The organism is Melittangium boletus DSM 14713, from assembly GCF_002305855.1.
Classification (GTDB): Bacteria; Myxococcota; Myxococcia; order Myxococcales; family Myxococcaceae; genus Cystobacter; species Cystobacter boletus.
The window spans coordinates 4,340,597-4,351,586 of record NZ_CP022163.1 but is presented as its reverse complement, the minus strand read 5'-3'; the positions used below and the strand labels follow the sequence as shown (position 1 = coordinate 4,351,586).

Below are 10,990 nucleotides of genomic sequence, written 5' to 3'. Positions count from 1 at the left end.
GAGGTCACTTTATCACGCGTCAGGGATCTCGTGGGCGAGGCGACCCAGAGGATGCCATGGCTGCCTCCGCATCCGCAGCGCCGCTCGAGCGCTTGCGCCAAAGCCCGTAGCGCTTCTTCAAGGGAAGTGTGACGCCCAGGCAGATGGCGAGCACGCACAGGGCAAGACCCAGCGCGGGCAGCGCTTCCCGCGAACGGCCCAGCCGGCTCGCCAGGCCCGGGAAGGTGGACCAGCCATACGCCAGGGGCAGGTGCGCCACGTACACCCAGAGCGACGCGCGCCCCACCGGGCCGAGCCCTCCATCCAGGCGCGCCGGCAGCCGCATCGCGAGCCCCGCCACCACCGCCACCAGACCCAGCCGCCACAGCACCAGCGTGACATCAGCGAACCAGTGGGGCCCGCCTCCCCACAGCGACACCAGGCCCAACAGCCCCGTGCCCGCGCCCAGCAGGACGAGCCAGTGCGGCAACCGCTTCACCCCCGCCAGGACGAGCCCCGTCACGCCGCCCACCAGGAAGTACGCCGACCAGGGGAACAGCGGGAAGGCGGAAGTACGGCCCGCCAGGGCCTGCTCCAACGCCAGGGGTAAGCCCCCACCATTCACCGCCGCGCGCACCCACGGCGTCACCAGGGGCACCCCCAGCGCGAGTCCGCTCAACGCGGCCACCCGCCCCCGGGGCTCATGCACCACCGACAGCACCAGCGAGCCCATGAGCAACGCCCCGGCCACGCCATGCAGCGCATCGAAGGCCAGGAAGTGCTGCCACACCTCGAGTTTGCCCGCGAACAGGGCATCCAGGCCCCAACCCGGCCAGCGCAGGAAGTAGCCCCAGAAGAGCAGCAGTCCCACGCGCGGCAGGTAGCGGCGCAACAGCGGAGCGCCCTTCGCACCCGTGCGCCGCACCGTCGTCGCGAAGGCCCAGCCCGCCACGAACAGGAACAGGGGCGCCGTCACGGCCCGGAAGGACCAGTACACCATCATGCCCGTCGTCTGACGGGCCGAGTCCGTCAACACCGCGTCCAGCGTGTGGCCCATCACCATGGCGATGACGGCCACGGCACGGGCCCGATCGAGCCCGTGATCGCGGGACTCGACCGGCGCGGCGACGGACTCCTGGGAAGTCACTCCACCCACTCAGCGGCTCAGACGCGCATCGGCATCACGACGGCCGTGAAGCTCCGGTCCCCCGGCGCGTGCAGCACGCCCGGGCTGTGCTCGTCCCCCAGCTCGAACGCCACCTCGTCCGTGTCCGTCACCCCCAGCACGTCGATCAGGTAGCGCGCGTTGAAGCCGATGGTGATGCCCGCGCCCCGGTAGGCGATGTCCAGCGCGTCCTTGGCCTCGCCCAGGTCCGGGTTGTTCGCCGTGATGAGCAGCTGGTTCTCCGCCAGCCCGATGCGCACCGCGTAGCTCTTGTCCGCGCTGAGCAGCGCGATGCGCTTGAGGCCCTCGAGCAGGCGCGTCTTGGGCACCAGCACCGCCTTGTCCCCCTCCTTGGGGATGACGCGCTGGTACTCGGGGAACTGGCCGTCGATGAGCCGCATCACCATGGTGAGGCCCGTCTTCTTGAACAGCGCCGAGTTCTCCGCGAACCCCAGGTGGCACTCCGCGTCCGGCGCCTCGTCCAGGAGCCGCTTGAGCTCCATCAGGCCCTTGCGCGGGATGATGACGCCGCTCTTGAGCTTGAAGTCCCCCGGCAGCTCGCGCTCCACCAGCGACAGGCGGTGACCGTCCGTGGCCACCATGCGCACCTTGCCTCCCGCCTGCGGCTCGAAGAACACCCCGTTGAGGATGTAGCGCGTCTCGTCCGTGGAGATGGCGAACTGCGTCTTCTTGATCATCTCCAGGAGCGTGTTGCCCGTCACCTGCACGAGCGGCGCGCTCTCCTCGCGCGGCAGCTTCGGGTACTCCTCCGGCGCCGTGCCGACGATCTTGAAGTGCGCCGGGCCACTCGTGATTTCCACGTAGTTGTTGGCCAGCTTCTTGAGCGTGACCTGGGCGTCCGGCAAGTTCTGCACGATGTCGAAGACGTACTTGGCGCTCAGCGTCACCGCGCCCGGCTTGATGACCTCGGCCGCGTGCTCGGAGACGATGCCGATCTCCAGGTCGAACGCCGTCACCGTCACCCCCGCCTTGTGGGCGGTGAGCAGCACGTTGGCGAGGATGGGCATCGTCGTCTTGCGCTCCACGATGCCCTGGGCGCGGTAGAGGGCCTTCTTCAGCTCATCGGCGGCGATGCGGAATTCCATCTCGGGGGACCTTGAAGAACCGGGGGGTCGGGGAAGAGTCGGCGGCCCGGAGACCGCCCTCCGCCGGATGTAGCCCGCCCCCCTCGGGCCGTCAACGAACCTGACGTCCGAAGTCACGCCGATTCGACAGGCTGTCCGGCGGTCAACCCGTCCGAAATCAGGGACTTGGCCCTATGGGTGGATGTAGGACAGGTCGTGTTTCCCCATCGCCAGGCGAAGGCTCTGGACGATGTCCCGCCACTGGGTGCTGGAGGACTCCCCCCCCTGCTGAAACCACAGCAGCTTTCGCACCACGGAGTCCTCTGGACTCTTGATGAAGAGCCCTCGGCCCTCATCGGTCAGCACCACCCGCCGACGGCGGGAGAACTCACTCACGTCGAAGGCGCCCGAGCCCAGGAGGAAGAGGTCGACCTTGGTCACCGTGGGCAGATGGAAGATGTTCCAGGAGCTTCGCCGCACCACGGCCTCTCGAAGCGACTCCTCATCGATGTCAAAATCCTCGCCCAGTTCCCGAGACAGGGACTCCAGCTGAGGCAGGCGGAGATCCACCACGAAGTCGATGTCGTTGGTCGCACGAGGCTCCCCCTGGAGAGAGCTGGCCAAGCTTCCGCCCAGGAAATAACCAGTCCCCGCTCGCTCGAAGGCTTCCGCGCACTGCAAGGCGACGGCCAGGATGTCGGGTTCGCTCAAGACAGAAGCGCCGGGTGAGCACCGAAGAGGCGGTGAGCGACCTCACGACCGTACAGACGCACCGTCAGCCGGACCTTGAGTTCCAGAGCGTCCGCTTGAGGGAAGCGCTGCCGGATCCCTACCTGAGCCAACTGGCGCACCGCCTGGGTCAATGCTCCCGCCTTGCGGAGCCGATCCGCAGGCGACTGCACACGTAGGAGTTCGAAGTAGCGCTCGCGCCTCCGCAGATCCGTGTCCTGATCCATGGGAGCAAACATAGCGCACCCCGGCGCAGCCCTCAGCAAAAGCACGCCGACTCCGTACAGCGGCGGACGCTGGCGCTGCGCCGGTAACCCACCAGACGAGTTCCAAGACCGGAGATGTCGCTCAACCCCTCACGACAACATCACAGGGCGCGACAGTAGAGCGGCTGGTTGACGCAGCCGTTGCTGTCATGAGTCGAGATGACATTGTTCGGCCCCAGACGCCAATAGCGATGCCTCCACGTGCCAGAAAGGCATCCGTCATCATCAGGCGCCAGCGTCCCTGTATAGAAGACGAAGCCACCCCAGGATACGCCGCTCGCGGGATTATCGCTGTAGACGAAGTAAGGGTCCTTGTTGTGGACACGATAACCCACATTCCAAGTCACACACACAACAGGAATGGGGCTCTGAACGTTGTACGCGATGCCATAATCGTATCTGGTATTCGGGAAATTCGGGATCTGACAATTCGACAACTGGCCCAGATTTCCGCACGGGAACCACTCGCCTGCCATTGAAACGCCAGGCACCGCGAGCATCGACAGCACCACGGCCGACTTCACGAATCCTGCCTTGCTGGCTCTCATTCAACCCCCCCAGAGCATGGCGTCTTCACAAGCCCACTTCATGCCGACAGGGGAGGTATTCATGGCCTTCTGGCAAAACAAGGCGTCCCCCTCGGCCCCCGGAGCGGCATGACACTCCGGGAGCCGCGGCGGCCTCAGTTGATCTCCACCCGGCACAGGGAGTTGCAGCCGTCTCCGTTCACGGTGTTGCCGTCGTCGCACTGCTCGCCAACCTCGGTCTGGACGATGCCGTCGCCGCAACGCGGGCCCCTCATGCACGTGCGGGAGCACTCGCCCGCGCCGTTGTTCGCCCCCTCGTCGCACTCCTCGCCCGGATCCAGCGTGCCATTGCCGCACAGCGCGATGCACTCGGTGCGGCGCGCCACGAAGTCCGTGAGCGTCAGCGTGTACGAGGACGCCGAGGTGTGCCGCTCGGCCTGGAACACCACCGCCTCGTAGATGCCTCCCAGCGTGAGGCCCAGCCCGGCCGCGTGATCCTTCAGGGTGATGGTGCCCGTCTCCGCCCCGTGCACACCGCCCAGGTCCAACGCCAGCTTGCCGTTGATGAACACCCAGACATCGTCATCGCCCAGGAAATTGAGCACTTCCGTACCCTTGTATTCGAACCAGTAGCGCGCCTCGCTCGTGAAGCTGAAGTTGTGCGAGCCGGTCGCCACGGGCCTCAACTTCTCCTGCCCCAGCGCCACCCACCCCGCGTTGTCGAGCGGAAAGAAGGTCGTGTCGCTAAACACATACGAGCGCGTCGTCCCATTCCTCATGAGTTCCAGGGAGCCCGCCACGGTCTTGTTCACGTTCGGCGTGTCCCGGTACCATTGATCGAACGCCGCCTTGCCATGGGTGGTGTTGGTCGACACGCCCTCCTTCGCGTACACGGGCTTGCCGTCGGCGCTCAGCGACGCGTAGAGCGGTCCACAGATGCCACGCTCCACGCCATTGGCGTTCTCGAAGTCGATGTGGCCACGCGGCAGGCCATTCTCGGCCGGCAGGTCGTAGCCTCGGAAGTCGCGGTAGACGACGGGAATGGACACCTTCTCGGGCGCGGCCGCCTCGACGGACTGGCAGTTGAAACCCTCCTCGAACTGGCACGTCGGCGAGCAGCCATCGTTCGCGCGCGTGTTGCCGTCGTCGCACTGCTCCGTCGGATCGTTGGACAGCAGGACACCATCGCCGCACCGGCTCTCACACGTGCCGTTGGCGCAACGGGGCTCCTTCGTGCACAGCGTCGAGCACCCATCGCCCAGCTCGTTGTTGCCGTCGTCGCACTGCTCCGTCCCCTCGACGACGCCATCGCCGCAGACCGTGCGGGTGCAGGGCGCGCCCACGCCATCCGTGCACTTGTATCCCGACTCCAGGCGGCACGCGGCGCTACAGCCATCCCCGCCCACGGCGTTTCCGTCCTCGCACTCCTCGTCCCCGGCGATGATGAGGTCTCCACACGCCGAGGCCTGGCAGCGGCCTCCCAGCGAGGGACAGCTCCACCCCGCCTCCACGAAGCATCGCGCGTCACACCCGTCGCCCGACTGCGTGTTCTTATCGTCGCAGGCCTCGGTGTTCTCCAGGGTGCCGTTGCCACACGTGGTGCGCACACACGCCTGGCCCGGCGTGTCGCACGCCCAGCCCTCCTCGATCACGCCACAGCTCGCGGCACAGCCATCCCCGTCCACCGTGTTGCCGTCGTCGCAGACTTCCGCGCCCTGGCGCTGTCCGTCTCCACACCGGGCGGCGGGCTCGCTGTCTCCTCCACAACCATGGGCCAGGATCGACACGAACAGGGAGGCGAGCACGAAGCCCGCGAAGCGAGATCCAGCGGGGAAAAGGTTCCTCATGAGGACGGATGCTGGAAGTGAGGGACGGGCGTGTCAACGCATCCCTGCCGCTCGCCTGAAGGGGTGTCTCCCTGAATCCAGTGGGGCTCCCAGATGTGAACCCGGAGCGCACTCGTGGGAGGAAAACGAGTGGAAGTGGCATCCCTCCCCGGAGGCGGCGAGACTGGCGGTGCTTCCTCGATCGGAGCCCGAATCCATGCCGTCCCAGCGCCCGACGTTCCTCGCCACCGCTCTCGCACTCGGCCTGCTCGCCGGGTGCAGTTCCAACACCCGCACCGCGCCTCCGGAGACGCGCCCCGCCGAGTCCGGCGGCACGCCCGCCCCCACGCCGGACACGCCCAGCAACAAGACCGGCCCCTCGCTCCCGCAGGGGGAATCGGGCGGCACCGCCGACAGCAAGCCGGTCGTCTATTACGTCAAGGACAGCGGCGTGCGCTGCATCTCCGCGCCCTGCCCGAGTTTCATCGCCATCCGCGCGGACCGTCCCGACGAGGACGGCATCCAGATCACCGAGTTGGATCTCGCCGCGATCGGCGCCGATGACGAGCAGCGCGCCAAGCTGCTGGAGTCCACCCACGACGGCAGCCGAGGCCTCAAGGTGGAGGCCACCCTCGTCAAGGTCCCCAACGCCGGCCCGGCGGGCGATGGCACCCGCCTGAGTGTCAACCGGGTGCTCGAGGGCAAGTAATCTGTTCGATCTCCGGAGTCCCGGCTCCGGAGCGTCCCCCGGCCATCAACTCGCCGCGCCGTCCGGCCGCACGTGTCCGGTGAGCCGGTATCTTGCTCCCCCCGTCCGTTCACGGACAGAGGGGGGGGTGATTCCGGGATGGTGGGGCACACCCACGCACGAGCGCCGCGCAAGGCAGGGACCCGGGGCGTCCTCGGGGTGTTGGCCCTGGGGTGTCTCTCGGGTGCCAGCGCGAGCCGTGCCGCTCCGCCGCCCCGGTTGGAGGCCTCGCCCCGCCAGTGGCTGTCCGGACGCGATGGCCTCGCCACGCTCACCGTGACGGGCCTGCCCGACGACGCGCGCCTCGCGTGCAGCGCGGGCCAGGTACGGACTCCCACCCGCGCCACCCCGGACACGCTCGAGGCCACCTTCGTGCCGCCTCGCTCCGACACCCTCGCCCCCATCCTCTGCGCCGCCGTGTCCCCGTCCACGGGCGCCCATGCCACCGGGGTGCTCGACGTGCGGCGCCAGCAGGTGCTGTCCCTCACCGGACTGCCCCCCTTGAGTCGCGTGGAGGTCCGCATCGGAGACCGCCTCCATGGCCCCGTTCGCGCCGACACCACCGGCCAGGCCGAGGTGCCCGTGCTCCTGTCCCCGAGCCATCCCCATGCCACGCTCCTGACCACCGAGCCCGGCCAGGCGCCGCAAGAGCGTGAGCTGCCCCTGCCCGTGACGCCCCGGCCCGTGGTGCTCCTGCTCGCCGAGGGGGACTCCGTCGAAGCGGATGGCCTGAGGGGCGTGCGCGTGTGGGCCTTCGGCGTCGATGCCCTGGGCGAGCCCCTGAGAACCCCCCTCGCCTTCACGCGCACCACGGGCACCTATGAGCCCCAACGCGTGGCCCCCGGCGTCCAGGTGGGCACCTTCCTGCCGCCTCCCCGGGCCATGCCGGGCGAGGGCGTGCTCACGGCGCTCGTCGACGGGGTGTCCACCTCCGCGCGCGTGGAGCTGCGGCCGGGCGTGCGGCCCGTCCTGCGCGTGGACGCCACCGTGCACGAGGTGCTGGCGGATGGAGACTCGGGCACGGACGTCACCGTGAGCGTCCAGGACGAGCGGGGGCGTGCCCTGCCCGGCCAGCCCGTGCGGCTCCAGACCTCGCGCGGCCAGCTCTCCCCACCGCAGGACCGGGGCGATGGCACCTACCTCGCGCGCTACCGCGCTCCGGCGGGAGGAGGTGAGACCCAGCTCGTCGCGCTGCTCGAGGGCGCCGCCCCGGCCACGCTCGCCCTGACGCTGCGCGCCCCTCCCCGCCTCCTGCTCGAGGCCGCCACACACGAAGTGCCCGCGGACGGACTCACCCGGCTCCTGCTCCACGTGTCCGCCCGCGATGCCCGGGGTCAGCTCGCCCCCGACGGCACGGAGCTCTCCTTCACCACCACGCTCGGCGCACTGCCCGCCACCGTGCGCACCCGGGGCGGCCAGGCCACCGTGGACTACGTGGCGGACACGCGCGCCGGCGAGGCGCTCATCCACGCCCGGTGGGAGGAGGCGAGCACGTCCACCTCGGTGCGGCTCATGCCCGGCCCTCCGGCCCGGTTGCGCGTGCACGCCGAGTCGCGCGAAGTGCGCTGCGACGGCCAGGACAGCGCCCGCGTCCATCTGCTCGTCCAGGACGCGCGGGGCAATCCGCTCGACGGCCTGCCCATCACCCTGCACGCCGCGGGCACGCAGGCCGAGCATGGCGCCTTCGAACGCGTGGCGGCGCTCGGCGGAGGGGAATTCGTCACCCGCTTCCACGCCCCCGCCCGGTGCGAGGGCGGCACGGCCACGCTGCTCGCCTCGGTGGGCGAGGCCCGGGGCGATGCCCGGCTCACGCTCGCCTCGCGCATGCCCCGGGGACTCACCGTGCGGCTCGGCGCCCAGGCCCACCTCGGCGCGCGCGTCCAGCCCGCGTTGGAGGTGGAAGGAGACCTCCAACCCTACGCACTCGGGGAACGGCTCGCCGCCAGCGCCTCGCTCCAGGTGGCCGCCGGCCGCTTCTCCCTCCAGGGCGAAAGCGCCTCCCATGAGCCCTTCTCCCTGCGCGCCAGGACCCTCACCACCACCCTGTCCCTGGGCACGCGCTGGAGCCATCCCCTCGGCCGCATCCTGTCCGCCTACGCGGGAGTCGGGCTCGACGCGCACCTCGTCCACCTCGACTGGCACCTGAGCCTGGAACCGAGCCCCCAACGGCAGGTGGCCCCCGCCCTCGGCGGACATGCCCGGGTGGGCCTCGCGTGGGCCCTCGGCTCCGGCGCGCTGCTCGTGCAGGCCCGCTACGGCCTCGCCCGGCTCCCCTCGGACGGCGTCTTCCATGGCTCCGTGGGGGGACCCTCCGCGTCGCTCGGCTACCGCTTCGAACTCTAGCGCTCCACCGGAGGCACGCATGCGCTCCCCTCTCCTCCACCCGCTGGCCTCGCTCCTCCTGGCGTGCGCGCTCGCGTGCGGCTCGGCCCCGGAATCACCCCGCCTCGATACCGTTCAGCCGCCCCAGGCCTTCTATGGCACCCCCGAGCACCTGCGCCTCCGCGGAGCCTTCGCGCCGGACCTCTCGGTGGACCTGGGCTCGGACGCGCCCCCCTCGCTGGAGAACCGCTTCGAGGTCCGCATCGGCTCCGAGCGCGCCTACGCGGTGCGCTTCCTGACCCGAGACATGCTCGAGGCCACCGCCCCCGCCACCCTGCCTCCCGGCCGCCATGACCTGACCGTCATCGACGCCCAGGGCCGTGCCTCCACGCTCCCGGGTGGCTTCGAGGTGGTGGATCGCGGCGTCCACCGGCTCGTCTTCGTCACCTCCATGCGCTCGGCCCACACGGGCGAATGGTCCGAGCCCATCCGCGTCGAGCTGCGCGACGGAGAGGACCGGCCCGCGCCCACGTCCCTGCCCCGCGTGGTGCGCCTCACCAGTGACTCGGACACCGGCCGCTTCGCGCGCGTGGGCGGGAATGAGCCCGTGCCCTCGCTGGAGCTGACGCTCGCGCCCGGCGAGTCCGGCGTGGACCTCGTCTACCGGGACTCGACGCCCGGCTATCACACGCTGGAAGGCAGCAGCCTGGGCCTGCCCCCCATCGCCCAGACGGTGGCCGTGGGCCGGTTGGGTCCTCCCCACCAGGTGCGCTTCACCCAGCTGCCCCTGTCGCCCCTCCGCGCCGGAGAACCCGCGGCGCTCGCCCTGGAAGTGCTCGACGCCAGCGGAGGCCCCGCCGCCCTCCCCCTCACCGGCATCCGCGTGGAGCTGCGCACCGACGCTCCCTCGGGGGGCCTCGCGCGCACCGCCAGCGGCCCCTACCACCCGGCCCTCGTCCTCACCCTGCAGCGCACCGAGGGCCGCCTGCCCCTGCTCTACCGCGACACGCGCGGCGCGGCCCAGGTGCGCCTGAGCGCCCACGCCATCAACCAGGACACCCTCACCACGCTCATCCCAGACAACCAGCGGCTCTCCGTCCAACCCGGACCCACCCACCGCTTCGAGGTGCTTCGCGACGACTCCGGGCCCCCGCGCGTGGGCGAGCCCGAGTCCTTCACCCTCCAGGCGCTCGATGCCTGGGACAACCCCACGTCCTATGCCGGGCCGGTGCTCGTGGGCACCCTGCCCCCGGACCCCGACTTCTCGCCCGGCGGCGTCACCCTGGAAGCGGGGCGGGCCTCGCTCTCCGCCGAGTTCACCCAGGTGGGCACGCGCGCCCTCGTCATATGGAATCCGCACCAACCGGACGTGCGCGGCACCTCGGCGCCCCTCGTGGTGGGCCCCGGCCGGCCCGTGCTCTTGAGGGTGACGGGAGGCGGCGGACCCCAACGCGCCGGCGAGCCCTTCGCCCTCACGCTCGAGGCCCTGGACCGCTTCGGCCACCGCGCCCAGACCCCCCTGCGCGTGACGCTGTCCGCGCTGGGCGTGGCCCAGGGCGCGCTGAGCCCCACCCGCAGCGGAACCTTCACCGGAACGACGACGTTGTCCGTCACCTTCACCACCGCCGTGCACGAAACCCACCTGCGCTTCGAGGAGGAAAACCCCGAGGGCCCACCCGGCCTGAGCGCCACCACGGGCGACTTCACCGTGCGCCCGGGCCCCACGAGCCGCTTCCTCGTGGAGGACACGGCGGACAGCCCCACGGCGGGCGTGGCCTTCCCCGTGCGCGTGCGCGCGGTGGACGCCTGGGGCAACCCGTCCGAGGACGTGCACGAATTGTCGCTCGGCGCCGAGGGCCTATCGGACGCGGACCTCTCCCCCACCCGCTTCGCGAGCTTCCAGGGTGAGGCCACCGTGTCCCTCACCCTGACGCGGGCCCATGTCCCCACGCGCCTCACGGTGGAGGCGAACGGACGAAGGGGACAGCAGACGAAGTCCTTCACGGTACGACCCGGGGCATTCGCCTCCTACGAGCTCAAGGGCCCCGGGTGCATCACCGAGACCGACAACTGGTCCCTCTCCCTGACGGCGCGCGATGCCTGGGGCAATCGAGTCTCCTCCTACACGGGCAAGGCGCGCCTGTCCGTGCAGCCCAAGGGCACCCCGAGCCCCGGGGAGACGGCCTCCTTCGTCGAGGGCGGCACCCACCTGCAACTGAGCCTCAATGAGATCCACGCCCCCCAGGCGCATGTGACGATCACCGCCCGGGACTCCGCCCACGGGGGCAAGCAGGGCACGCTCCAGCTCTCCCTCCAGAGGAGCTGCCGTTGAGCCCGAGGGAG

The 10,990-nt window shown here is 70.3% G+C and carries 9 protein-coding genes; 3 read left to right on the top strand and 6 right to left on the bottom strand.

Annotation, left to right across the window (positions count from 1 at the left end):
* Positions 1–19 precede the first annotated feature (19 nt).
* From MEBOL_RS18430 to MEBOL_RS18410, 6 genes are all read right to left on the bottom strand, one after another.
* On the bottom strand, positions 20–1,135 hold the full coding sequence (locus MEBOL_RS18430; protein ID WP_157775173.1) for an acyltransferase family protein: 1,116 nt from the start codon (positions 1,133–1,135) through the stop codon (positions 20–22).
* Positions 1,136–1,143: 8 nt separating this feature from the next.
* Positions 1,144–2,250 (bottom strand): DNA polymerase III subunit beta, encoded by a 1,107-nt coding sequence (gene dnaN / locus MEBOL_RS18425; protein ID WP_095978670.1) that lies wholly within the window; start codon positions 2,248–2,250, stop codon positions 1,144–1,146.
* Between the two features lie 171 nt (positions 2,251–2,421).
* Positions 2,422–2,940, bottom strand: coding sequence for a hypothetical protein (locus tag MEBOL_RS18420; protein ID WP_170115536.1), 519 nt, complete (start codon positions 2,938–2,940; stop codon positions 2,422–2,424).
* Complete coding sequence (locus MEBOL_RS18415) at positions 2,937–3,185, bottom strand: hypothetical protein (protein WP_095982857.1); 249 nt, start codon at positions 3,183–3,185, stop codon at positions 2,937–2,939. Before MEBOL_RS18415 ends, MEBOL_RS18420 begins: the two co-directional genes overlap by 4 nt.
* 140 nt (positions 3,186–3,325) lie before the next feature.
* Positions 3,326–3,772: a hypothetical protein gene (locus tag MEBOL_RS41260; RefSeq protein ID WP_157775170.1), complete on the bottom strand. Its 447-nt coding sequence runs from the start codon at positions 3,770–3,772 to the stop codon at positions 3,326–3,328.
* 134 nt (positions 3,773–3,906) lie between these two features.
* A complete protein-coding gene (locus tag MEBOL_RS18410) occupies positions 3,907–5,598 on the bottom strand; it encodes a DUF4215 domain-containing protein (protein ID WP_095978668.1) in 1,692 nt (563 codons plus the stop codon).
* Between the two features lie 196 nt (positions 5,599–5,794).
* Between MEBOL_RS18410 and MEBOL_RS18405 the strand changes: the two genes are divergently transcribed.
* The 3 genes from MEBOL_RS18405 to MEBOL_RS18395 all read left to right on the top strand — a co-directional run bounded on the left by MEBOL_RS18405 (position 5,795) and on the right by MEBOL_RS18395 (position 10,979).
* The gene (locus MEBOL_RS18405) at positions 5,795–6,286 is read left to right on the top strand and encodes a DUF6748 domain-containing protein (protein WP_095978667.1); all 492 of its coding nucleotides are present in this window, start codon (positions 5,795–5,797) and stop codon (positions 6,284–6,286) included.
* A 138-nt stretch (positions 6,287–6,424) separates the two neighbouring features.
* On the top strand, positions 6,425–8,668 hold the full coding sequence (locus tag MEBOL_RS18400; RefSeq protein WP_157775167.1) for an Ig-like domain-containing protein: 2,244 nt from the start codon (positions 6,425–6,427) through the stop codon (positions 8,666–8,668).
* Positions 8,669–8,687: 19 nt separating this feature from the next.
* Positions 8,688–10,979 (top strand): hypothetical protein, encoded by a 2,292-nt coding sequence (locus MEBOL_RS18395; RefSeq protein ID WP_095978665.1) that lies wholly within the window; start codon positions 8,688–8,690, stop codon positions 10,977–10,979.
* Positions 10,980–10,990 lie beyond the last annotated feature (11 nt).